This is a genomic window from Phycisphaerae bacterium (assembly GCA_019636475.1).
GTDB lineage: Bacteria > Planctomycetota > Phycisphaerae > UBA1845 > UTPLA1 > JADJRI01.
On sequence record JAHBXN010000006.1, the window covers coordinates 1 to 24,651 of the forward strand.

The following is a 24,651-nucleotide window of genomic DNA, read 5'->3' on the forward strand; positions in this document are numbered from 1 at the left end:
ATGTTCGTATTGGAGGTGGGGGCTGATCGATGCATGGCCTAATTCACAAGCTTGGCAGGCTATTCCGGGGTCGTCCTGGCCCCGTCACTCATCCGACACTGTCGTGCGCAATCTCCGTCTGCGGGCTAATTGCAGAACGGTCTGCCGATTGGAGCCGGGATATCAGTGCCATCACGGTTCGAATCACGGAATTCGGTGCGGAGCTTAAGTTGATGCGAGTGCCGCATCGGGATCCGGATCCGGATCGTTTCTGTCATGCATGTTGGAGAAAACTGATCCGCGAAATTGGTGCAGAGGGTGGCGCCATTGCTCGCACCGTGGTGGTACGTTCTAAGCTGGCGGTAATGACGATTGTGTATGCAGGTGAGGATGAAGTCAGCGTGCTGGTCATTCCAGTGCGAGGTAACCAACAATGAACACAAAAAAAGTCGTCGCGCATTTCATTGTTTCGGTCTCGCTGCTTTGTGGTTTCACGGTGCAGTCTCTTCGAGCAGAGGGGAATTCTAAGCATGTCCTTATCTTCACCGATTTAACTCCGGGGGCGCTCCTGCAGGCGCGGACGGCATACCACGTCACCTTGGCGAATTGCGATACGCCCAACCTCGTCACGACTGCTGCCGAACTCGAGCAACAACTGAATCAATGCGTTTGGGATGACATTGTGATATCGATCCACTGGTCCTTCGACGAGCCTACTTTCCTCGACAAGCTCAGGTGCTACGCGTCAGACCACGGGGCGACGTTGATCCAACTCCATGCATGGCATGACAACGATCGCTCGGTGCCCGCTGATGAGGCTGTCTTCGCAACAACCGCCACGGCATATTGGCAATTCAATTCGACGAACTTGGGTTATTCGCTGTTCAAGACGGACAATCGTGAAGATCCACAAGTAGAGCCAGGCTTGCTCTGGCCCAGCTTCGACCAGATTACGCCGATGGACCCGGTGGTCGAATCTTACGTGGTTTCGGCGCTCGCGTACGCCCTCGATCAGGACCTCGCGCCACCTGCAACAACACAGCCGTCTGAGACGATCCCCGATCCCCCCTGTGTGGCGATCGCCATGGGCAATTACTTCGTCGATTATGCCAAGTGCCTCCTGAATCGAGGCGAGATGGAAGGCAACTGCAACACGCTTCATGGGCAGAATGCCCAGGCGCCGAATGCCCCCAATCCCGAGAAGTATGCGAAGTGCATGACCGACGCCACCGACACCTTCAAGAAGTGCTCCGAGTCGGCCCTCTCCCTCTACAACAGCCGTGTTAGCGTATGTCCAAAGGTACCAAAGCCGACCATTCAGCCGGCAGAGTGACAGTATGATGTCAGTTATGTCTGAGTTTCGAAATGGAAAGCCATTCTGTTAACACGCCCTGAGGGTGCGCGTTGGTAGCCAGGGATTTCAATCGCCGGCAACATTGATTCAATAAGTGGCTCCCGCCCGGAGGGCGAACGGGAGCTTGACTCGCAAACTTCGTCCACCCTACGGGCGGAGACCCAGCCGGTCAACAGGGTCGCAAAGCTGGGGAACGTCGGCTGCGTCATCACGAACGAAATCTCTTGCCAAAGCGAGGTGAACGACGATACAAGAGTCATCGCGAGCCTCCATGCTCGATCCGTTGGTCTCCATACACCCAACACATCGGCTCGGGCGGCGTGACGAGCACTGCGTCGTACCTTGCGGGCATGGGCTTTGACGATGGCACTGCGAACGGACCGTTCCATTACATCATCGATTGATTGTTCGATGCACGCCACCAGTCAAACGTGGCTGGGGCGCAATCGCTCACTCGCAGGATGAACAATCTCATCGTTTGCCGCGTGCGCGGCACCTTCGCGAAGCAGTGCGTGACATCAGTTCAATATGGACAAAGTTGGGATGACCGTCTCATGCCCAACGGGCAGCGTGGTTTCGTCAGATTCGGAAATGCGAACCGGCCCGGTGATTCCCTACGCCGATTCCTTCCGCCGAGACTCGCGAACCGGCACGGCCTTCTCCTCGCCGCGCACAACGGCATCGGTAATCACATACCGGCCCTTGCGCTCCGGCTCCGGCAGATGGAACATGATCTCGAGCATGAAATCCTCGACAACGCCTCGAAGCGCCCGCGCGCCCGTATCGCGTTGCAGGGCCCGCCGTGCCAGCTCATGAAGCGCCGCGTCCGTGAATTCCAGCTCGCTGCCCGAAATCTCAAAGAGCTTCTGATACTGACGAATAAGCGCGTTCTTCGGCTCCGTCAGTACGCGAACCAGCGAAGACTCATCCAGCGGTCCGAGCGTCGCCATGGCCGGCAGGCGGCCGACAAACTCGGGAATCATGCCGAACTCAATCAGGTCCTCCGGCCGCGCCTGCGCGAGAATCGCGCTCCGCGCATCCGCCGAATCGTCGCCGCTCAGCTCGCTTGCGAATCCGATGGCCTTCCGACCGATTCGGCGCTTGATGATCTCTTCCAATCCCGAAAACGTTCCGCCGCAGATGAACAATATCTGCGTCGTGTCCATCTGAATGTACTGCTGCTCCGGATGCTTGCGTCCGCCCTGCGGAGGAATATTGGAGACGGTGCCCTCAAGCATCTTCAGCAACGCCTGCTGAACACCCTCGCCCGAAACATCGCGCGTGATGCTGACGTTGCCCGCGCTCCGTGCGATCTTGTCGATCTCATCGATATAGATGATGCCGCGCTGAGCGGTCTCCAGATCGAAGTCCGCGACCTGCAAAAGCCGCAACAACACATTCTCGACGTCCTCACCGACATAGCCCGCTTCCGTCAGCGTCGTCGCGTCGCCGATCGCGATCGGCACATCAAGCACCTTCGCGAGCGTTCGCGCAAGCAGCGTCTTGCCGCTTCCCGTCGGCCCCAGGAGCAGAATGTTGCTCTTCTCAATCTCGATGTCATCCGGCTCACTTCGATCGGAATACGTCAAACGCTGATAATGGTTGTAAACCGCGACCGACAGCGTCTTCTTCGCGTGATCCTGGCCGACGACGTATCGATCGAGATATTCCTTGATTTCGCGAGGCGACGGAATTTTGTTGAACAAAGGCTTCAGCCCGCCGGCCTTGCGCTTCTCCTGTTGAATGATATTGTGGCACAAGTCCACGCAATTCGAGCAGATGAACGCATCGTTCGGCCCCTCAACCATCGGGCCGACTTCGCGATGCGTCTTGCCGCAAAAGCTGCACTCGCTTGCACGCTTCCGCTGCTTGCCCAGATCGTCCGAGCCGCCACCGCCACGCGATCCGCCTCGCCCGGGAGGGCCTCCGCCTGTTCCACCTTTGTTTCCGTTCGACAAGTGAGCGTACCTCGTTGGGTCAGTGGTTCCGTCCGGCCAACTGCCTGACCGCTATCCGAACCTATTCTAGCAAACAACCAATTCAAATGCCGCACGCAAGATATCGACGCCGCGACCACATCTCCTTAATCGCAAACCGCTTAGGCGTCACTCGCGCGAAGACTGCGTCCAAGGCCACGCCGAATCAAAGCCGTCACCCCGCATTTTCCGCGCCTTGCTGCTTCGACGTCGGAAATCGGTCAATCATCGCTCGGCGAAGTGCTTGAAACTCGGCCTCGGAAATCTCCCCCGCATCACGAAGCTCGCGCAATTGCTGCAGCGTAAGCCCGTCCTCGACCGCCGACGACGTCGTCCCCCAGATCGACCGCCGCAGAAACCAAAGACCCACGCCGAGAACGACGATTAACGCGACGAGAACGACGCACCAGAACAGGACGTCCCCCGAGCCCGTTTTCGCCATCAACACGAATCAGAAGCCCCGTTTCATGCCCACCACGCATCGGCTGTTCCGGCGGCGCACACGAAATGCGGCAGTCAAGAAACAGAACATCCCGATCGCAAACGATTCCATCCCCACAGCCCCGCACAACGACGGCAGCAAAGAGCCGATTCCGCCCTCATACCGGACCCCCGTCGTATCCACGCGCCCGGCGATCGCTTTCGCCAGACGCGCCCCGCGATCATCCCGCGCGACCTTCTGCATCACCGTCGGCAGGTTGACCTGCGGCAGACCGAACACCGCGCTCGCACCCACGCCGTCCGGCAACGTCCGAGCCTCGCACGAAACCTTCAACTCCAACTCAAACGGGAGATTCACATCAAATGAATACTCATACGGCAACTCGACCCCCGCAAACAAAACCGCCTGAACCACCGGAAGCTCCGAAACCACGCCCGAAAAGTCCACAACCGGAAGCAGAGCGCCCTGAAAGCTCCCGGTCGCCCGCGTCAATGAAACCGTTCCGTTCGAACCGCCGCCGAGAACCACTTCACCTTCCATCAATGTCGTGGGCAATCGCCCGAACTGCCGGCGCTCCACCAGCACATTCAATTTCACTTCCGCACCGGTCAGATTCCGCGTCGGCTCGCGCGACGTGATGAACATCACTCCCGACAAAACCACCCGGCTACGGCCGCGATTCGACGCACCGAAAGTCAACGTATCCGTTCCGGCATCCTGCGGCCGGACGATAATCGTCCGCGTCTCCGTCGCCTCGCCCCGCAGGAACCAGCTCGTGCCGCCATCCTCCGCAAACGCCGCCAGGTCCATCCCGACATCATTCGGGACGCCGATGCCCGTGAAGTTCGGCTGCTGAAAGAGTGACAGCACCGAGCCCGACGCCGTCAGTTCCTCGCCGATGTAACGATCGACCTGGGCAACCGACAACGCCGGCGGCTCCGGCTTCGTCAGTGGGACCAGAATCTGCGCGAAGTCGCTCTGAACCGGCAAGATTCCGTCAAACTGGATCACGGTTGCCGTTGACGAACCCGTGACGCCAATGACCTCACCCAGCGCTGATCGCGCGAACGCAAGACTTACGCCGACGAAGACCAGCCAGATACGCACACCGCCAAGATGCAAAGCCATGGCGACGACCCTCTCATAAGATCGCGAGGAACTCCGGCACATCCGCCGGAGCTTCGACCCTGCCCAATTTCAACCAACAATTGCGACGGGCCGGCGGACTATCTCCGATAGGGCCCTTAAGACCGTTGGGTCCCGGCCACCGCGGAGCAGCGAACTACAGACTCTACACTTTATACCGATACCAACGATTCGCCAAACCGCCGGCCAAACCGGATCCGCTCCAACTCCCCGCGTGACCGCATAACGCACCCGCTCACCGGAGCACCCCATTTTACGACCCACCCTGAAGTTCCGCTGGCCAATAACCGATATGCCCCCGTGGAGGCCGCACGCTCATCGAGCGACTGGCCGACGGAACCGGCCGATCACCACTGGGAGCCCGCCATGAAGCCTTTCAGCCACGCAAAAACTGCCGCGATCACCTTTGCCGTCATCATTCTGCCGACCGGCATTGCGGCCTGCGACGCGGTAGCCGGCCTGCTCCAGACGCGATCCACCCAGCTCATTATCGTCAATGAAACGGCCTTCGCCGCCTCCCCCGAAATTCGAACCAGCAGGAGTCGAAACCTGCTGGAAGACGGCTTCAACACCGGTACGCTGATCACCGGATTGGGCGATAACGGCGTGGTCGGACCCAACCAGACGATCACGATCCGGCTCAGTTGCTCCGAACTCGAAACGATCGCTATCGACGGCGCGCGATTCCGCGATGCCACCTTCGGATTCCCGCTCGGCGACACGAACAAGCGACGATCGCTCCGACGCGACGTGGATTTCGATTGCGGTGATGCGATACGGGTCCGGCTGACCGGCTCGCTCTTCAACTACGACGTCGCGGTCAGCGTCGAGCAGGGCGCCGACGATGGATCCCCATTCAGCGGACTCTTCGGCTCGAATGACAACGTGGCCGACAACGGTTTCGACCTCTTCGGCAACTCAAATAGCAGCAATCAACCCCGGCGCGACTCGGACGACGAAATCGCCGACCTGCTCGACTCCCTCTTCAATTGAAGCAAGGGCACTCTCCGATGCGACCGCGCGAATAGATGACACGCGCGTGTCGCTGGCCCCATCAATCAGGGTCTGACGCTCTTCATCCAGCTCTTCCACTTCTTTTCCCACTTTTTGTCGGCCTTGCCGAAACACTTCTCAAAAAGCTCCAGTTCCTCTTCGGGCGAAGTCTTGTATCCCTTCGGTCGCTTCAGGATCAGTTCAACGTACGCCTTCGTTTCTTTCCGCTTCACCCGAACCAGATAATGCGCCAATGCCCAACTCTGGGGATATGCCAGCCCGCCGGCATCACCGCGCATGAAGGGTTCCGCGGTCGAGACGAAATCCTTCAAGGGAATCAGGCGGTCCGCGTCCGCCACCGCCTGGTAGTTCTTGAGCCGCTCCCGATTCACCAGCCCCATGTTGCCGGCGCCGCCTTCGCTGACCGGCTCAAAGAGCTGCGCGATACCCTCCGCGAACCATCGCGGATTGGCGACAAACTCCTTCGGATTGTGAAACCCGATATTCCACAGAACCTGGTGGGCCACCTCGTGCTGAAGTGTCTCTTCAGTGACACCTCCGCCGAAACTGTCCGTGCGATTGATGATTCTCCGTGCGTCGTTCATCTGAGACTGGAGACTCTTGCGAGCCGCCGCGTCTTTCGAATCGCGAAATTGCTTCCCCAGATCGGCCAGCCGCTTCTCCGCGTCCTCCCTCGCCCGCTTGAATTCCGGCGTATTTCGGAAATTGTAGAAGTATGAGTAGTTATTCTTCGGAAGATAGAACCCCGTGTTGTTCGGATCCGGCTTGCCCGCGCCAAGGCTCTCCTTCATTTTTCCGTAATCCGCGAACTCGTTGAAGAAATACGCGATCATCTTCCGCTCAGGAATCAGCACCTCAATCCCAAGGCTCAGACAAAACTTCCCGCATCCACGATACGTTCGCTCGATCGCATGACTGAAGGCCGCAAGATCCTCCTCGTTCGTGTCATACAATATGGAATAATGCGGCGTCCGCTTGACCTTGAATCCCGCGCCAAGCTCCTTGAGCAGCTTCTTCTCAAGCTTCTCGTCGGCCGGCACCGGAGACATGTCCATCTTGTTGCCGACCGAGATCGTCTTCCGATCGCTCGACTTGGATTTACCCCCAGACTTCGAAGCGCCGTCCTTCTTCCCGGTCTTGGAAGACTCATCCTTCGATTGCTTCTTGGTGGTCGCGCCACCCTCCTCATCATCCGCGCGAACCACCCCGGCGGACGGCCCCACGACCAGTGCAGCCCCGGCCAACATGACTGCCACAATAACCATCAAGGCCGCAAACCAGCGCTTGTATGATCCGTTCATTACAGGCCCCTTTCCGAAACCACACGCACGGCACACCCGAGAGCCGCCACCATATTCTATCGATTCCACCCGTCCGACTGAACCCGATCCCCTCGCCGGAAAGGCCTCGACCCGTCGCCGGATGCGAAGTACGCCAGAATTCACGCCGCAATGCCCCCGCCCGCGGCCCGTTATGCGTAGCTGTGCAGCCCCACAATATAGAAATTCACGACCCACCAGTTGAACTGCATCGCCGCAAACCCCAGAACACTCAGCACGCTCGTCCAGAGAGCACGGCGCTTCGTCACGAATCGAACGTGAATCAGAACCGCATACACAAGCCAGGTGTTCAGCGCGAACACCTCCTTCGGATCCCATCCCCAGGGCCGCCCCCACGAATAATCCGCCCAGATCGCACCCAGCACAATGCCCACGAACAACGCCACCATCGATGTGTAGATCAGCACCCGCTGAGCAAGGTCAAATTCCTCCAGCACGTCCCGGCCGACCGGAAAATCCGCCGGCGAAATCGACGCGATCCGGCCGTTCCCCGTCGAGCCGCCGAATACGCCGAACAGGCCCAGCGACAGCAGGGAACAACCCGCCATCGACAGAATCAACGTGCCGATGAACTGCCACACAAGCAGAACATCCTCGTCCACAACGCCCATCAGGCCGAACAGGCGTGACGAGATGGATGACGCCGTATCGAAAAATCCGCCATATGCGCCGAACAGGCAGGCAACCGCGCCAATCTGCGCTCCGATCGTCACACGGGCCAGCGCACTGCGATCCCGCCAGGCCGAAACGACCAGATAGCAGTTCGCCGCGGCATATGCCAGAGTAATGACACCATAACTCGCAATGATCAGCACCGTATGAATCCGCAGCATGATGTCATCCAGAATCGGCATCATCGTCTGCAGATTGTTGTTCACCTGGTCGGGAAGAAGTTCCGGCAGCGCCAGCGCGAAGAACCCGAGAAATGCAGACCCCAGCAGATACACCCGCTTCCGGGTGAACAACTCCAGCAAAAACCCCAGCAGCGACGCCATCCACGCGCTCGACACGACCGCCTCGTACATGTTCGCCACGGGCACACGGCCCACAACCTCCCATCGCATCCACAGGTCATAGCCGTGCAGCCCCAGCGCCACCGCAAGCAGCGATACGCCGATCAGCCGAGCCCATCGATATCGCGTCGCCACCGCAAAGATCGATACGAAGAACGCGACGATATAAACGCCCCATCCCTTCTTGATCAGTTCATATCGACGGTACTTCAATTCCGCCTCGCGCGCCGACATCGGCGGATAAACGCCTGCCGGCGCGAGCGTCGGCAGAAGTTGCGACAGCTTTGAAATGCCTTCGTTGATCCCCCCCAGATCCCGGTTCAACCAGGCCAGCCCGAAGTTCCGATACGCCTCCACGATAGGACGCGCCTGCTCCAACGAAATGCCCGCCTTCGCCCGACCCTCCGCGTTCAGCAGCGTCTCAACCGGAATCCATGGAGTCTCTCGCGCTCCATTCGGACACGGAACGATCGTGAACATCGATGGCAGCCGCTCGTAGGTGAACCGAGCCGTACCCAGACGCCCCATCGCTTTGTTCTTCATGACTTCGCCCGACAATTCCTGCAACCGCTGCGAGACGGCGGGCGACGTGAAAAAGTCGTAACTGATGCGCTTCGATTTGAGAATCTGCCGGCGCTGACCATCCGAGACCTCGATCGGGTACTTCGTGAGATCACGCAACACCCCGAGGTCTTTGACGTAGAGCACCGGCTGATCGTGATACGCACCGACGTTGAACAGCAGTTCCATCGCCGCCACAACCGGATCCAGTCCCTCAAAGTCGCCCGGCCCGTAGATCGCCTGGACCACCTTGCGAGACCACGAGTCGACCGTCGAGTACCGCCAGCTGTTGTTGTCCAGCATCGGCAGAAGGCCCAGCGCTCGAACATCGACCCGATCCTGAATCGCTCGAAGCGATGCGGCCGGGTCCGATGATTGCGTCGCCGCTGTCGAAGAGGACGCACCTTCCGTCGAACCCTCCGCCCCCGCAGCGGGCCCGGCCATCCGGGCAAACCCCACCGCCAGCACGCACACCAACAGGCCGCGGGCTCCGTGAGCCCGCCGTCGCCCGAACTGTCGTGTCCCTTGCGTATTATTCATGGCTATTCCCGTTCGACATGGATTCCAACGCATCGAGCCCGAAAACCCTCCGCTCAACCCCGCTGAATCCGGTCTCGTCGCCGCTTCACCAGTGCAGGCTTCACTGCGAATGCGTAAACCATTCCAAGCGAGACCAGGATGCATCCCGCCAACATCGTCCAGACACCCCGCCGATTGCCGACGCCAAGAATCGTCCACGACTTGTGATCGCCCGCCGCGCGAGCCTGAAAGAATGTCCAGTCCCCGATCGAGTACGTGTTGTTCAGAAACGCCCGCCCGCGCTGCACCTGCCCCGTCACCGGATCGCGATATCGGAACAGACTCGTCCATTCACGCGCCTGCATCTCGCCCGGATACATGTCGGTCTGCAAGCGCTCAAGCGTCATCGTCGTCGGAAGGCTTCGCGTCGCGCGACCATACATCAGCCGGATCTCGCCCAGCGACGGAACATCGCTCACCACCGTCGGCTGAACCGGGTCGAGAAGGTTGTCGCCGTTGTACTGGCTGAAAGGCAGCCAGACATGCCGGCTCCACTTCCCATCCTTGCTCCGAAGAAGAAGACGTATCGCCGAGTTCGCACGACGAACATCCATCAGGGAACGCCGATTCTGCTTCGGAATCACGACCGGCTGCGTCTCCAGCCGTGGCTGCTCGATCAGTTCGTGCAGTGTCACGACTTTGTCCCCACCCAGACTGACCGGCTTGCCGAAGTCGAGACGCTGCATCGTCCGCTTCCCGCCCGGCGCCGTATGAATCATCGTCGGCGCATAGTTGCTGCCCGCCGCGATCAGCACATGATCGGTGGCCGCATCGAAGTATTGCAGTTCGATGTTCTCGTCCACGATGCTTCGCTGGTCGTCCACGCGCTTGCCGCGCTTCGATTCGTCCGGGTGGCTCTGCGGATAACGGTCCTGATTCAACGACGGAAAACGCTGAAGCACCGAACGCTGAATCTCCAAATCCCCCCGCTTCAACACCACCAGCGCAATCGCCGTCCGCGCGTTCTCAAAGCCCTTCGTCATCAACGGCCAACTCGGACGAAGCTCATCGATCGTCAACGTATAATCCGTCCCCTCCACCGGCAGAACCTGCCCCGCGGTGACGTCATACGATCGCCGTACGTTCACATCCTTCACATAAACCGACAGCACATGCCGGCCCTCGATCGGCGCCGACCACGACGGATCCAGCGACGTCGCATCCCCCAACCAGGCGAATTCAACCCGCGTCCCGTCGTGAAACTCCGCCGCCGACCGCACCGGCGACAACGCCGCAAACCACTCCTCATGCGGATCGTGTCCGTGGTCATAGGAAATCCGCGAAATGGGAAACAGCCGATCCCCGCCCGGCATGGGATGCTGATCCAGCTCCGCATATGGAAGAAAGCCGTCCACCGTAATCGTAATCGGCCAGTCATTCGCCATCGCGGATGTCGCGGGGATGACATCAATCGGCATCCGCCAACGCTCAACAAGCGGAATCGGACTCAGCCGGCCCGAAATCGCCGCCGACCCGTCGGTGCTTTTGATCGGAGCGAGATCCGCGGCGACCGGATCATCCTTCGAATAGGCCACGAACCGCTCATGATAATAAGGCAGACTCGGCAGCTCGAAGTAGGCCCAGCTCGATCGGTTCTCGCCCAGCGGGATGATGAGTGCCGGCGTTGTGTCATCATAGAAGTAGTTCGTTTCGGCGGACCGGTGCAGCATGATCGCGAAATTGTTGGAGAATTGGGCAATGTGACCCAGTTGCTCCGAGGTGCCCAGATTCAGCTCGTGGATCGTTTCCGGCCCGTCGCCGATCTTCCCTTTCAGCTTGACATGGGAACCGGTCTCCAGACCCTCATGCCGAACCTCGAGCACTTCGAGCCGATGTCGCCCGCCAAGCATCGGAATGTTCTGCTCCCACACCTCGCCTTCAATCGCGGGAAGCTGGCCGACCACCGAGTTCTCACGGTCCGTCTTGAAGCGCTCGATCGAATAAATCTTGATCGTCGGCGTCCCAAGCCACACGTCGCCCTCGATCTTGTTGCCGAAGTAGACAACCGAACCGTAGCACAGAATCAACAGGCCGGTGTGCACCGTCAGCACGCCGGCATTGATCCAGTTGAACTTGATGCGACGAAACGTCGCGACCGTCAGGTTCAGGCAGAAGAGCAGAATCAGGCCGAGGAATACCCAGTGATTGAAATACTGGAACTCGGTCAACTCAAAGAACTGCCGAACCGGTGGCACCGCCGAACCCAGCGTGCCGTACACAAGAATCGCAATGACCAGAAAGATGCCGAGCCAGATACTGTTTAGAAAGTCCGAGATGAATCCAAGGACTCCCCGCCTCCGTCGACGGCCGCCCGCCGCGTGTTGAATCGTTGTAGAACTCATAATCCCGGGATTCTAGCCGCGGCACGCCCGCCCGTCCTGAACGATCGGAACCCGCCCAGCTTCAAATAGGAAAAGGCCGCCGTGCTCATCGGAACGGCGGCCTCCAGAATTTGGTCACTGCATTCAGGACTGCGACGGCTCAGGCCGACTTCACATCCACGAACCGCGACACGCTCTTCAGGTCGCGAATCAGCGCCGTCGTCGCCAGAACTTCGCACGAATCACCGGCCGTCGGCTGAAACAGCCGCGGCGCCTTCGGCCGCACCGTCCAGGGGCGACCGCCGCGCTGATGCTGCCACATCTTGGATGTCCGAATGCGCTGCCGAGCAGCCCGAAGTTTTCTCGCCCCGTCGCCGCGACCAAACACGCGGGAAAGCGTCTTGGCCGCCGCTTCGCTCCTCGGCGTCAACTTCACGGTTACCTTGATCTTGCTGCCGGGCTTCGCTTCAATCGCCATGAAATCACCTCTCTAAATCCAATCTGTCGAGCCAAGTAGTCTAACCCCCCCCTGCCAAACATTCAACACGCGCGAAACCCAAATCCCGATGATCGATCCCTATCTATTTCCATACTGTCGGCCATCAGCGCTCCGGTCCCTCCTGGCCCTTCCCGCAGCGGAGGCCCAAAAAAGAAGGCGTCGCCCCACATTGACTGGAAGGCGACGCCTGATCGTTACAAATTGACCGCTCTCAGCAGCCGGGGATCAAGGATCTTCAGGGTGCAACGTGTCGCCGTCGGCGTCGAGCACCGTCCAGACCACCTGATTTCGCGGGTTGCCCACCGCGTCGTTTGCCCGATTGAGCACCCGAACCAGAATCGCGCCGCCCCGGCCATACTGGAACGGCTGGGTCACCAGGTCGAGCGTCTTGTCAAGCCGCCACTCCGGAGCCGATCCGAAATTCTCGTTGCAGACCGTGCCCTGAATTCGAGATGCCTCCGGCGACTTGCCAACTGTCAAGCCTGCGGCACTCAAGTATCGAAAACCTCTCTGGGTGCACAGGTCGCCCGCGTTGGCGCCGCCGATGCAGATGTAATTGACGTCGTCGGTGCCGAAAACGATGATCTCCGGAATCGGAACATCCAGCCCGCCGTTGTCACGCCGTCTGAGGAATACCGGATTGCCCGTCTGAGCGTCGTCACCTGACGCATTCGCCGGAATAATGCCTGCGGCGCCCTGATTTGAGCCGAACTCAAGCGTCAGGATGCGAGTGCCGCTCAAAAGCGAAATGATGTCGCAGCCGATCGGAAGCTGAGCCCCCGAACCCGGAACAATGGCGTCCGAATATCCCGCATTGATGTAGTTCTGAAGTTCGTCGTCGCAGATGAACCCGCCCGGCCCCGCCGACACCACGAACGTCATCGCAAATTCGACGTTCTGCGGAGCGGAGTTCCGTAGTTCCACGCGAATCGAACGCTGAGCGGTCGGCAGATCGCAGACCGACGCGAGCACGCTTGTGTTATTGTTGTTATTGTTGTTGTTCGTCGGTGGCGGAGACGGCGGCGCCCCGTTCAGGAAGTCGAATAGCACCTGGTTGAACTGGGCCGCCAGAAACGGGCTTGTCCCGCCGCAACCGATGCCGACTGTCACGGCGCCCAATGCCGCCAGACAGACAACGGCCAAACTCGCCACCTTGGTCACGCGAAAAAACATAAGTTGCCTCCTGAAGGCTCAAGCACGGATGGTCGCCGAATGCGAGGGTGAGCAGCGAGCATCTATCGCGAGGTACGAATCGGTGTCGCCGGTACTCTCGTGCGCCTGCGGAACTCCGCAGAGCGATCCGGGTGGGTGTGCCGCCCGCGGCCCCCCGTAGGCTGTACCGCGATCGACTTCATCGAATTCTACCGCCCTGCCAAGTGCGAAGCAATGGCGACCGCGAATTCCAAATCGCTGAGACATTCACAGCTATCGGGCTTTGTAATCGCATCGCTCCAATCGGCGCGCGAGACGTGCCCGAAACCCACCACACAGTCACACTTCCGAAAGCAGGACCGAAAACCAGTATTAAATTCTGATCCGCGCGAACCTTGCGCGTGCAACAACTGATCTCCATGTCACCATTCGAAATCGCCCACAGTGTTCTGTTTTTGTTAGGTATCCACCGGCTTCATGTGCTGTTAGCGAGGTGGGCCACCGGTAACGAATCAGCCGAACTCCCTTTCCGTAAACTCCGCATCCTGCGCCCGACTTCCTAAGGGGCAAGTCGGTAATGTTCCGCGCGGAACATCCCCAACTGACCGCGCGAGACGGCCACGCAATCAGACGCCGGCGGGTCGCGCCGAACTCAAAAAAGTGAGGGCGGCGCCAAAAAACTCATGCGATGTTCCGCGCGGAACATCGCAAAAACGATGCGCCTGATACTCCTAAATTCCCACGATTCGATGATGACACAGCCATTATAAGACGTTATCTTAACCCAAAATCAGCTCGCACGACCGCGAAAACGCTTAAAGAATCGCGGGAAACACCTCCAAAATATGGATCAAACTGCGCATTGGGAGCCGAGAATATGTCATCAAAACAACCTCCGCCCCGCCGACTCGGCCGCGGATTGTCGTCGCTGATTTCCGGTGAACTTACGGCCCACCGGCCGCCGGTTGCCGAAACGGACTCGATTCGCGGCGATCAAACCCCCGCCATTTCAGCCAAACCGGGCGTAGAGGCTGTAGCGCCGTCTCCCGCCGAAGTCGAGCCGGCGACCGATCAAGCGTTGTCACCAGGGCGCGGTTATCGCCTCGCCAATCTGAAGCTCGACATGATTCGCGCCAATCCACTCCAGCCTCGGCGCGTCTTTGAGGAAGCGAAGCTGGCTGAGTTGGCGAATTCGATCCGAACGCGCGGGAATTTGCAGCCGATCGTCGTACGGCCGTCGGACGCAGGGTACGAACTGGTAGCGGGGGAGCGGCGACTTCGGGCGACGCGACTCGCGGGGCTTGCCGAAATTCCGGCGATCATCCGGTCCGTAGCGGACGATCAGATGCTCGAACTGGCACTGATCGAGAATATCCAAAGAGCTGATCTCAATCCGGTCGAGCGCGCGCGAGGGTATCGCCTGCTGGCGGAGAAGTACCACCTCACGCACGAGCAGGTGGCGGAGCGAGTTGGCGAAGACCGCGCAACAGTATCTAACTACCTACGAATACTGACATTAGGAGAAGATATCCTCCCGTTGCTTGAGTCAGGAGAACTCTCATCCGCTCACGCCAAGTTGCTGCTCTCGATTGCGGACAATCGAGCGAGGCACGCAATGGCCCAGCAGGTCGTGAATGAAGGCTGGTCCGTACGACGCCTCGAACAGGAATTAGCACGATCGCCCGGCAGCGGGGCGTCGGATCGCAACAACGAGAAAAAGGAAAGCAAGCGGCCGGACGTGGCGGAACTGGAGGAGCGAATCCGCACGACGATCGGGGTTCGCGCGACGATCCAGGAAGGACGGCGGCGCCACACCGGAAAAATCGTGCTGCAGTACTACAGTCTCGACGATTTTGATCGTATCGTCCGGCGTCTGGGCGTCCCGATCGAAGAGGTGTGAGTCGGTCGGCCGGGCGGGCCGGGTCGTTCGGCCGACCGCAGTATATAGACGCGCGTCTATTTATAGGTGGGTTTCATGGCGAAAAAGAATTCCTCCGGACGTGCCGCCGGCGCGGCACACGGCGGGGGGTCGGTCTGGGGACATCTGGTCGTTTCGGTTTGCGCGTGTCTGCTGACCGTGTCAATCGCCGGATCCGCCATCTTCCTTGTCTGGCGAGTGATTGACCGGTCCGAACTGCGATCGAAGGTGGAGATGTTTGTCGCTTCGCTGGAGAATCGAACCCCGGCGGAACTGGCGGAGCGGGCGGCAAGTCTGAAGGCTCATCCCAAGGTCGCGCGTTACGTCCTTCCGGAGATCGCGCGGACCATCCGGCTTGCGAAATCAGAAGGGCGGCAGCGCGCGGCAATTGAGATTTCCAGGGCATTCCTGACTGATGAGTCGATCGTAAAGACCCTCTTCGATCTGCGGCTGGACGATCGCGAGACGATCGCGGCGGCGGCGATTGACGTGCTGTCGGAATTGCAGCCGCCCGCGCGGGCCGTGGACCTGATCGGCCAGTGCCTGACGGATTCAAAGACGGCGGGCGGCGTGGATGCCGCGTGCGCTGCACTCTACGGATTGGGCGAGGCGGGTCGCGTCGAGATGGGAAAGCGCATCGGACGGTTGTCGGAGGGCCGGCGCATGTGGCTTGTGAACTACTGTGCCGCGACGCCTTCGACCGAGCAGGGCGCCTGGCTGGACATGCTTCAGGCAGACGGCGCGGAGTCGGTTCGCAGCGCGGCCGCGGCGGCGCGACTTGAAAGTTGAACATGGATTAGCCCGGTTCTCGCCGCCGTTTTTTTGCGGCGCGTCCCGTTGCATGGATGGTGTGTGAGTGGAAGTTTTTTTTCGAGAAGTGATCGGACAATGGTCGCACGTGGGGCTGTTTGTCGTGCTGATGGCGGCGGGCTTCGGCCTGCCGTTGCCGGAGGATGTTCCGCTCGTGCTGGCGGGCGTGATCGTGAGGCAGGCGTCAGGACACGAGCTACAGCCGCTTATCCTGATGATGTTCACGGGCCTTGCCGGCGTGATCGTCGGAGACTCCTGTCTATTTTGGATCGGTCGTCTGTATGGGCAGGGGGTTCTGGATCGGCGATGGATTCAGCGATTTGCGAAGCCCTGGCTCGTGGACAAGGCTCGACACAAGTTTGAACGGCACGGAGCCAAGATCCTGTTCGTTGCGCGGTTCATGCCGGGCTTGCGCGCGATCATGTTCCTGATTGCCGGCACCTTTCGACTGCCGTACTGGAAGCTCCTGGCCTTTGACGGGGGCGCGGCACTGATCTCGGTGCCGGTCTGGATCTGGCTGGGCTGGTACATTCCCGAAAAAATCGGAGCAATCTTCAGCAACACGAAGATGGCGACCTATGTGATTCTCGGCGCGCTCGCGGCGGCCCTGGCAGGATGGGCCGTGTGGGAGTACTACCACAATCTGCGCAAGCGAAACGCCGAGACCGCGGCGGCGGAAGCCGCGGCCGCGCAACGCGAGATCGCACCGGCCCCGGCAAACACCGAAGGGGCCTGATTTCGACTTCCCGAATCGACTTGCCGACCGGCGGGCGCGTTGTCAGGCTTTATTGCCCCATACGGATGTCGCGCGGGGCCCCGCCTCGGGCCTGACGTTGTCGCACGACCGCACATCAATCGCGCGGAGCGCAAGCTCACAATCATTCGGCACCTCACGGGCCGAGTTCGCATCCCGTAGAATTACGGAGGCTCGTCGTTCGGTTGCTTACTCGCTTTTCTCGGGGCGAAACTCCGCGCCGATGCGATATCGTCCATCCGGAGTCTGGATGCAGTTTCGCACGATGCAGCGCGTTCGGGGCCTGCCGGGAATGGAATCGAATCGAATCTCAATCAATTCGTCGATCGACGAGGGCACGCTGGAACAGAAGCCGACGCCGCCGGCGGAAAGGTCGAGAATTTCAGCCGAGCGCTCGCCGTCGTTCTGCAGGATCGTGATCGCAAAATCGGACCGCACCCGGATGAAATGACGCTCGTCGAGTCCGCGTCCGATTCGGCCGCTGCGCCGGTGAAGTTCGGCAAGGACTTTGTCGCCGATGGCGATGCGCGGGTTCAGGTCCTCGGCCGGCCGGACATTGGCAAGAATTTCGGGCGGGTAGGAGTCGATCAGGGTCGCGAAAAATCGACTGCCACAGTAGCGGCACTCCCAACTGGCGGCCACCTCGCCGGGCAGGGGCAATCGAATGGGCAACGGCAGACCGCAACTATTACAGGTGTAACATTGCGCCAAAACGGAGTTTGCATTGGGCATCGCATCAATCCGTATCAAGCCGGATGCCGGCGCAAAGGCCGAGCCGTCAAACCGGGAATCAGGCCATCGAAACGTTCATCGGCGGGTCGGCGGGGCGGGGAAAGTCGAAACTTAAAAAACCGCCGGGTCGGGGGGCTGAGTCAGAATCCGCAGCGAACCGTGCCTTATAATTCCAGACATACTCGGCAGAGGAGCCCATGCAAACCGTATTCAGGTCTCGGAAGTTCAGCGTTATACGGACGGACATCCCGACATCGGACGGCGGGACGCGGTCGGTCGATTTGATTCGGCACCCGGGCGCGGTGGTCGTACTGCCGCTGCTGGCGAACGGAGACATCGTTCTTATCCGCAACTTCCGGTACACGCTGGGCCGCGAACTGTGGGAGCTGCCCGCGGGCACGCTTGATCGCGAGGGGGAATCGACGATTGCGGCCGCGGCGCGCGAATTGGAGGAGGAGACGGGCTATCGGGCGGGGGCGCTTCGTGCGATTGGCGAGATTCATCCGTCGCCGGGCGTGATGGATGAGGTGATTCATGCGTTTGTTGCGACGGAGCTTGTTCAGGTGGCACAGCAGCTGGAGCCGACTGAGCGAATTGTCGTGGCGTCGGCGCCGCGGGACGACGCGCTGAGGATGGCGTACGATGGCAGAATGACCGATGCAAAATCGGTGGTGACGCTCGTTCGTTGGGATTGGCAGAGCAGGAACGATCAATGAGTTGGCGCGAGAGGCCGTACACACAGGAAGATGATTATCGGGGCTCTTTCGGCGGGGGCGGACCGCCCAGCCGGGGCGGTTTTTCCTCATGGCTTGGCGGGATGCCCGCCCCGGGCCGGACGGTGAAGTGGCTGTTGATCGCCAATGTCGGAATGTTTGTGCTGTGCAAACTGACTGGCGGCGACAACGGCATCATCTACCGATCGCTCGCGATGTATGTCGAGGACGTGACACACCGATTTCAGATCTGGCGGCTGCTGACATTCAGCTATCTACATGACCAGGCGTCGCTGTTCCATATCCTGTTCAACATGATCGGGCTTTATTTTCTGGGAATGCCGTTGGAGCGGCGGTGGGGATCGCTGCGGCTGTTTGTGTTCTACACGGTTGCCAGCCTGGTCGGTGTCTCGCTGTATGTTGCGTTGTCGCTGATCGGCTGGTTGCCGGCGAGGGTGCTTGGTGTTCCGGTCAGCCTGATCGGCGCGTCCGGCGGCGTCCTGGCGATGCTCGGCGCGTGTGCGGTCCTGTTTCCGAGCTTCCAGATTATCTTTGTGTTCTTTCCGGTTCCGATCCGGCTTGCGAGCCTGATTTTTGTGATCATGTACTCGTGGAATCTTTTCGAGCGGGGACAGAATGCGGGAGGCGATGCGTGCCACCTCGCGGGCCTGGCATTCGGGATATACATGGGCTACGACGGCGAACGATGGTTCGGTTTCCTCGACACCTGGCGCCAACGCCGCGAGGCTCGAAACCGCCGGGAGATTTACGAGAAAGCGGCCGCCGCGGAGCGCCGGATCGACGCAATCCTCGACAAGGTGCGCGAGAAGGGGATCGGGAGCCTGACTCGGGCGGAAAAACGCGAGTTGGAAGAGGCAACGCGCGCGCGGCAATGACGATCGGAGACCGAACGTCACGCGACCGCCAACCGGGGCGGGACGAGTGTGACAAATTGCTTTTCATCATTGGGCGCGTGAATTCCCAATGCAATTTCGCGCCATGAAAAAGAGAAAAGAAAAGGGGCGGGCAGAACCCGAAAATTCAACCCGCCCCGCGTCGATGGCTCGGCCGCACCGCTGCGCCGAGACATCTTGAATCTGGCCGCCGCATCCGCGGGATGCAACGGCCGGGCCTGTCTGTGAACAGAGAATCAGACAACCGTCCGCTCTGATAAACGGAAACCGCGGTTGGAACCCTTGGAGAAACCCGAAGGGCAAATTTTGCTCGATAGAGGGTCTGCTCGAGGCGGACGGCGGGGTTCTTTGATGGTTTGCCGGCAGCGGCTTGCGCGATCGTTGTTGCAAGGCTCGGATTCCAGCGCCGAGTCGGCTAGACTTCCGCCTCATGAGCAAGCGAAAAGTTGCTTCAGCTGCGCCAAAGGTGGAGGCGCCGACCCACTCGCCGTTTTCATGGCGTCGAGCAAACCCGCCGGGGACGATTCGAGTTGCCGGCTCGCTCCCGCGCATTCACAGCCGGGCGGCCCTGTTCCTCTGGACGATGGCGTCGCTGGTGATGTTGTGCGTGACGGTCCCCGGCGTGGGCTGGTGGCCGATCGCGTATGTGTGTCTTGTTCCGTGGCTGGTTTGCGTTGCCTGCGCGGCCCGGGCCCGCTTTGTTTACTTCGCAAGTTACCTGCTGGGGGCCGGTTACTTTCTCATCAACGTGCGCTGGATGTATCCGGTGACGGCGCCCGGATATTTTGCGTTGTCATTCTTTTTCGCGTTGCAGTTTCCGCTGACGGCGTGGCCGATTCGTCATTTATATCAGAAGCGTGGGCTGTCAATCGCCCTGATCGCCCCGGTTGCGTGGACCGCCTTCGAGTTTCTGCGGTGCATCGGGCCGCTTGGGTTTCCGATGATTCTGCTGGGTCACAGCCAGTATCGAGTCCTGACGATGATTCAGATCAGCGATCTCGTCGGCGCGTATGGCGTGAGTTTCGTGCTGGCGATGATCAACGGTCTGTTCGCCGATCTGTTGACACAACCGATCGTGATTCATCGCGCGGAAAAGTCGGTGCGGATGCCGCTGGGCACGCTCGCGACGGTGCTGGTTGTCGCCGGCACGGTGATCTACGGGATCTCGCAGTCGTCCACGCGACATCTGGCGGAGGGGCCGCTGATCGCGATGATCCAGCAGGATGTGCCGATGTATGTCGGCAGCGATTATATTCGGCCGACGCCCGGCGAGACGCTGGACGCGGCGCTGGAGCTATCGCGAGCCGCCATCGAGAAGAAGCCGGACCTGGTCGTCCTGCCTGAGACGGCGCTTCATGGTCATTTCAACGATGAGTTCATTCTGGCGAGCGCGGACACGTTGCAGGAGATTCTTCAACGCGTCTATGCCGCGAACTGGTCGCTGAACGATCTTCGCATCCTGCAGCAGTTCGCGCGGCAAAGTCGCGATTCGTTTCAGTCGCTCAGCACGGATTCGGGCGTATCCTTTGTCATCGGCGCGACGGCCACGGAATGGCGACCGACGGCGATCCCCGCGCGTGCGGAACGCTACAACTCGGCATATCTGCTTCTGCCGGGCGAATCACGACCAGCGGCCAGGAATGACAAGCGTCACCTCGTGCTGTTCGGGGAGTATGTGCCGTTTCGATTTTCGATTCCCTGGTTGTATGACCAGCTCAATTCGTTCACACCCTGGGGCAGGGGAGGACGCCATTTCTCGCTGAGTGTTGGCGAGGCGGCGGTGACGTTTGAGTTTGCGGCGGCAGGCCGGCGCGATCGTCGTTTCAGGGCGGGCGCGCCGATCTGCTACGAGGAGATCATGCCGTACATCGCGCGTGAGTTCGCACGGGGCGGCACGAATGCAGGGCCGGACGCGCCGAAGAAGAACATCGATCTCCTTGTGCCGATCAGTAACGACGGCTGGTTTCTGCACAGCGCCGAACTGGAACAGCATCTGGCGGCAGGCGTGTTCCGCGCGGTGGAAAATCGCATTGCCGTGGCGCGCAGCGTGAACACGGGCGCAAGCGCGATGATCTATCCCAACGGAAAGATTCACTGCCGGGTTTCAATGCCGGCTGAACAGTTGGCGAAGCTTGATGCCGTCGATTCGGCACTGGCAAAAATCAGGGCATTGGGTGCGAATCTGGCCGGACAAGGGGGCGGCGCATCGGGTTTCGCGGCCGCGCGGCAGAATCTGGCACAAGCGATCAGCTTTGAGTTGATTCCGGCGTATGCCGCGGTCGGGCCGGGGTTTCGGATGTACGGTGAGCGGCTGGATCGATTGCAGAGCAACATCGGCGAGGCCAGGATGCTGCGATCTGAGACGATTGCGACTTTCGTCGCACAGGCCGACGATGATCTGGCGACGGTCCGTCGCTGGCGGGCGCGGCCGGACACGGCTCCGGGATTCGCGGTGGACCGAGCGATGCTGGACAGCCGATTGACATGGTATACCCGTTGGGGTGATTTGTTTTCGGCACTGATGCCGGGGCTGACGGGTTTGGTGCTGCTGGATTGGCTTCGGGTTCACATTCGCCGAAGCCGGATGATCGAGCGTTCCAGGGAAGGCGACGCGAAATGAAACGGAGCTTCAGGAATCTTCGGGCCGGCTGGTGGCTGATGGCGCCGGCCATGTCCGCATTGTCCGCCTCGTGGGGATGTGTCGGACCGCAGGCGCCACAGTCCAAAGGCATGACGCACGACGAGCTGGCCGCATTTCGCACCGATGCGATCAAGGCACTGGAAGATGCCGCATTCAGCGATGACCCCGCCGGGCGGATGCAGGCACTGGAAGCCTTCGCGGAAGTGGCGCCGCGCGAGGGACTGGCACTTCAGGCAATTCCGCTGAACCTTGAAAATGCTTATCCCGGGGCAAGCTTTGCGGCACTCATGGCGGCCGGCGAAATCGGGGCGGACTACCTCATTGATATTGTCCGCACGCGCGCGGAACATGCCGATCCGAATGTCCGCCTGGCGGCCATTTTCGCGCTGCACAAGTTCGGCGACCGAAGCCGAACCGGCGAGATCGCGAACTACCTTCTCAGCCATCCCGACGCAAAGGTTCGGGCGAATGCGGCGCTGGTCCTCGGCCGGATCGGCGGCAAACAGCAGATCAAATTGCTGAAGACAGCGCTTCGGCGCGAGCAGAAAGACCTGCCGCGGCTTCAGATTCTTGAAGCGCTGGCGACGCTCGGGGATCGGTACGGCACGGAACGGCTGATCTTCGAGGGCTATAGCGAAATTCCGCAGCAGTCAGCCATTGCGCTGATGATGCTGGCGAATGCCCGGGCCGAAGCGGCCGAGGAGCTGTTCTGGTTTCGCATGCAGTCAGCCAAGTGGCCGGAGGTTCAGTTGCAGGCGGTCCGAGGTCTGGCCCGCCGGGGTCATCCGCAGGGTCGGAATCATGCGGTGCGCAGCCTGTTTTTCAACGCGCCCCGAACGGACATACCGAACGATCCGCCGGAGCAGCAGGTGCGGCGCGTCCGGGGTCTTGCGGCGCTGGCCTTGGAGGCCGTGGGGGACCCGGGAACGCTGGTCTACCTTCGCAAGGCCTTTGACGAGCCGAACCAGTCGCGATACGTGAAGATCGCGACGGCTCGGGCCGCGGTGCGGATCATCGACTTGTGCCGCCCCGAACTGGCCGATGACGCCGCGCCGATTCTGCCGAAGCGGCGTTCGCCGGACCCGCTGGTCGGCGATATGGGCCGTGAAGAGCCGTAGCGAGTAGAATACCCCGCATGCGCTGGCTCCCTTTCGCCATACTGCTCTATGTGACCACCGTCCTGCAGACGGCCTTCGCGCCTTTCATTGCGATCCATACGGTTCGACCGGACCTGATGCTGATCCTTGCGGTGTACTACGCGATGCACGCGCGGCGGTACGACGCCCTGATCGCGTGCTGGATCATCGGGCTGGTGACCGACCTCGCGGGCACAAGCTATACGGAGCAGGGCTACTCGAATATCGGTGTCAGCGCTATGGCATTTGGAATCATCGGGCTCATCGTCGTGAGCATGCGGGAGCTGGCCTTCCGCGAGAGTGCGGCCACTCAGTTGATCACGACGTTTCTCGCGAAGCTGGCCCTGAATCTGATGGTCGGCTCCCACATGCTCTATGTGCTTGACGACTGGGGCCGGTTCCCGGGTGTCTTTACGGTGGCATTCTGGCACGCGGTTTATACGGCGGGACTGGCGCTCTACGGCTATTGGATCCTGCGGCAGATGCGCTTCATGCTGGGCGTGGGTCTTGCGGACACACTGCGGGCACGGTAAGGCCCGCCACCAGGCCGGCGGGCCCGGATTGGCCGACCCGGCTTTTTCGGATCGTTCTCAATCCGAGCAGGGGGGGGCAGGCCGAATCAAGCTGCCATGCACGGCATGACATCCTCCGCCATGTTTAATCGTAACCCCTTAATAAAAAACGACTTCCGATCGCAATCGGTCGCGGACCCACCTTCCGGATGGTACCGGCATCGCAAGCCCGATTCAGGCATTCCGGACGGTTTCGGACCCCGAAGGGTATAATAACACAGGTAGGCGCGCCGGGCCGGATCAGTGTCGGGCGAACGCATGGGAATTTCTGTGAGCAACGAAGGCCATGACAGTCCGGTCGGCGCAGACGATGCCTCGTTTGAGGCGGCATTCCGACTTTTTGCGGCGGAAATCGAGCGACTCATTGATCAGCAGATTCCGCGGCATCTGACAACCACGATCTCGGCGGCGGACATCGTTCAGGACGCTTTCGCCGATGCGATTCGGCATTCCTGCCGCTTCAGACCCATCAGCGCACGCGCGACCCGGCAATGGCTGATCAATCGAGCCAGATACAAATTGGCAGACGCGATCAAGTCGAAGAGCTGCCAGCGCCGAAGCCGTGACCTCCGCGTGGATTATGGTCAAGATTCCAACGGCTCGATGGTCCCCAACATCAACCTCGCAGTCGCCCCCGGACCCGGGCCTTCGCGCATTGCCGTTCTCGACGAGGCCGGAGTCGCCGCAAGAGAGGCGATCTCGCAGCTTCCCCAGCAGTACCGGATAGCCATCACAATGCGGTACATCGAAGAGCGATCCATTGACGAAATTGTGAAGGAGCTGGATCTGACCTCAGTCCCCGCGGCCAGAATCCTGATTGCGAATGGACTTCGCAGACTTCGTGCCAAAATGGGCAGGCCGGGGAAGTATCTTTCCGACACTTTTGATCTGCCCAAACAGGAGGGTCGGATGACGTCGCCCTGACATGGGTCCGGGCGGTGTACCCGAATCAACTCATCGTTGCACTGACAGAGCTGTATTACAGGCCGGGCACAGTTTCAACTAAAATGATCTGGTCGTCGATCGATTTCTTGAATGGCGACGATGCCCGCTTATCGGGGCTTTCGTGAGCCGCTCCCGGTGCG

Annotated in this window: 22 protein-coding genes; 13 read left to right on the top strand and 9 right to left on the bottom strand. The window is 60.3% G+C overall.

The window, feature by feature from the left end; genetic code table 11:
- Positions 1-212 precede the first annotated feature (212 nt).
- The 3 genes from KF841_10765 to KF841_10775 all read left to right on the top strand — a co-directional run bounded on the left by KF841_10765 (position 213) and on the right by KF841_10775 (position 1,737).
- Complete coding sequence (locus KF841_10765; protein ID MBX3395836.1) at positions 213-416, top strand: hypothetical protein; 204 nt, start codon at positions 213-215, stop codon at positions 414-416.
- Positions 413-1,312 (top strand): hypothetical protein, encoded by a 900-nt coding sequence (locus tag KF841_10770; GenBank protein MBX3395837.1) that lies wholly within the window; start codon positions 413-415, stop codon positions 1,310-1,312. Before KF841_10765 ends, KF841_10770 begins: the two co-directional genes overlap by 4 nt.
- A 245-nt stretch (positions 1,313-1,557) precedes the next feature.
- Complete coding sequence (locus tag KF841_10775) at positions 1,558-1,737, top strand: hypothetical protein (GenBank protein ID MBX3395838.1); 180 nt, start codon at positions 1,558-1,560, stop codon at positions 1,735-1,737.
- Positions 1,738-1,947: 210 nt separating this feature from the next.
- Here the strand turns inward: KF841_10775 and clpX are convergent, their stop codons facing one another.
- The 3 genes from clpX to KF841_10790 form a co-directional block, all read right to left on the bottom strand.
- Positions 1,948-3,210 (bottom strand): ATP-dependent Clp protease ATP-binding subunit ClpX, encoded by a 1,263-nt coding sequence (gene clpX / locus KF841_10780; protein MBX3395839.1) that lies wholly within the window; start codon positions 3,208-3,210, stop codon positions 1,948-1,950.
- 274 nt (positions 3,211-3,484) lie between these two features.
- On the bottom strand, positions 3,485-3,751 hold the full coding sequence (locus tag KF841_10785) for an SHOCT domain-containing protein (protein MBX3395840.1): 267 nt from the start codon (positions 3,749-3,751) through the stop codon (positions 3,485-3,487).
- A 9-nt stretch (positions 3,752-3,760) separates the two neighbouring features.
- A complete protein-coding gene (locus tag KF841_10790; GenBank protein MBX3395841.1) occupies positions 3,761-4,879 on the bottom strand; it encodes a hypothetical protein in 1,119 nt (372 codons plus the stop codon).
- 384 nt (positions 4,880-5,263) lie between these two features.
- On the opposite strand from KF841_10790, the gene KF841_10795 reads away from it, so the two are divergent.
- Positions 5,264-5,890, top strand: coding sequence for a hypothetical protein (locus KF841_10795; GenBank protein ID MBX3395842.1), 627 nt, complete (start codon positions 5,264-5,266; stop codon positions 5,888-5,890).
- Positions 5,891-5,955: 65 nt separating this feature from the next.
- Here KF841_10795 and KF841_10800 read toward each other — a convergent pair whose 3' ends face one another.
- From KF841_10800 to KF841_10820, 5 genes are all read right to left on the bottom strand, one after another.
- Positions 5,956-7,212, bottom strand: coding sequence for a DUF1570 domain-containing protein (locus KF841_10800; GenBank protein ID MBX3395843.1), 1,257 nt, complete (start codon positions 7,210-7,212; stop codon positions 5,956-5,958).
- A gap of 170 nt (positions 7,213-7,382) precedes the next feature.
- Complete coding sequence (ccsA, locus tag KF841_10805) at positions 7,383-9,365, bottom strand: cytochrome c biogenesis protein CcsA (GenBank protein MBX3395844.1); 1,983 nt, start codon at positions 9,363-9,365, stop codon at positions 7,383-7,385.
- A 53-nt stretch (positions 9,366-9,418) separates the two neighbouring features.
- Positions 9,419-11,746: a hypothetical protein gene (locus KF841_10810; protein ID MBX3395845.1), complete on the bottom strand. Its 2,328-nt coding sequence runs from the start codon at positions 11,744-11,746 to the stop codon at positions 9,419-9,421.
- Positions 11,747-11,885: 139 nt separating this feature from the next.
- Entirely contained in the window at positions 11,886-12,203 is a 318-nt protein-coding gene (locus KF841_10815; protein MBX3395846.1) for a hypothetical protein, read from the bottom strand.
- 246 nt (positions 12,204-12,449) lie between these two features.
- A complete protein-coding gene (locus KF841_10820; GenBank protein ID MBX3395847.1) occupies positions 12,450-13,397 on the bottom strand; it encodes a hypothetical protein in 948 nt (315 codons plus the stop codon).
- Positions 13,398-14,253: 856 nt separating this feature from the next.
- On the opposite strand from KF841_10820, the gene KF841_10825 reads away from it, so the two are divergent.
- From KF841_10825 to KF841_10835, 3 genes are all read left to right on the top strand, one after another.
- On the top strand, positions 14,254-15,276 hold the full coding sequence (locus KF841_10825) for a ParB/RepB/Spo0J family partition protein (GenBank protein MBX3395848.1): 1,023 nt from the start codon (positions 14,254-14,256) through the stop codon (positions 15,274-15,276).
- A gap of 75 nt (positions 15,277-15,351) precedes the next feature.
- Positions 15,352-16,083 (top strand): hypothetical protein, encoded by a 732-nt coding sequence (locus KF841_10830; GenBank protein MBX3395849.1) that lies wholly within the window; start codon positions 15,352-15,354, stop codon positions 16,081-16,083.
- A 67-nt stretch (positions 16,084-16,150) separates the two neighbouring features.
- The gene (locus tag KF841_10835) at positions 16,151-16,840 is read left to right on the top strand and encodes a DedA family protein (GenBank protein MBX3395850.1); all 690 of its coding nucleotides are present in this window, start codon (positions 16,151-16,153) and stop codon (positions 16,838-16,840) included.
- Between the two features lie 207 nt (positions 16,841-17,047).
- On the opposite strand, the gene KF841_10840 is transcribed toward KF841_10835, so the two are convergent.
- Positions 17,048-17,590 (bottom strand): PilZ domain-containing protein, encoded by a 543-nt coding sequence (locus KF841_10840; GenBank protein MBX3395851.1) that lies wholly within the window; start codon positions 17,588-17,590, stop codon positions 17,048-17,050.
- Between the two features lie 197 nt (positions 17,591-17,787).
- On the opposite strand from KF841_10840, the gene KF841_10845 reads away from it, so the two are divergent.
- The 6 genes from KF841_10845 to KF841_10870 all read left to right on the top strand — a co-directional run bounded on the left by KF841_10845 (position 17,788) and on the right by KF841_10870 (position 24,490).
- Positions 17,788-18,306: an NUDIX hydrolase gene (locus tag KF841_10845; GenBank protein MBX3395852.1), complete on the top strand. Its 519-nt coding sequence runs from the start codon at positions 17,788-17,790 to the stop codon at positions 18,304-18,306.
- The gene (locus KF841_10850) at positions 18,303-19,199 is read left to right on the top strand and encodes a rhomboid family intramembrane serine protease (GenBank protein MBX3395853.1); all 897 of its coding nucleotides are present in this window, start codon (positions 18,303-18,305) and stop codon (positions 19,197-19,199) included. The genes KF841_10845 and KF841_10850 overlap by 4 nt, the downstream gene beginning before the upstream one ends.
- A gap of 448 nt (positions 19,200-19,647) precedes the next feature.
- Positions 19,648-21,837 carry an apolipoprotein N-acyltransferase gene (lnt, locus tag KF841_10855; protein MBX3395854.1) on the top strand — a complete coding sequence of 730 codons (2,190 nt, stop codon included), beginning with the start codon at positions 19,648-19,650 and terminating at the stop codon, positions 21,835-21,837.
- Entirely contained in the window at positions 21,834-22,976 is a 1,143-nt protein-coding gene (locus KF841_10860) for a HEAT repeat domain-containing protein (GenBank protein ID MBX3395855.1), read from the top strand. The genes lnt and KF841_10860 overlap by 4 nt, the downstream gene beginning before the upstream one ends.
- Positions 22,977-22,993: 17 nt before the next feature.
- The gene (mreD, locus tag KF841_10865) at positions 22,994-23,527 is read left to right on the top strand and encodes a rod shape-determining protein MreD (protein ID MBX3395856.1); all 534 of its coding nucleotides are present in this window, start codon (positions 22,994-22,996) and stop codon (positions 23,525-23,527) included.
- 297 nt (positions 23,528-23,824) lie between these two features.
- Positions 23,825-24,490: a sigma-70 family RNA polymerase sigma factor gene (locus KF841_10870; protein ID MBX3395857.1), complete on the top strand. Its 666-nt coding sequence runs from the start codon at positions 23,825-23,827 to the stop codon at positions 24,488-24,490.
- The last annotated feature ends 161 nt before the right edge of the window (positions 24,491-24,651 follow it).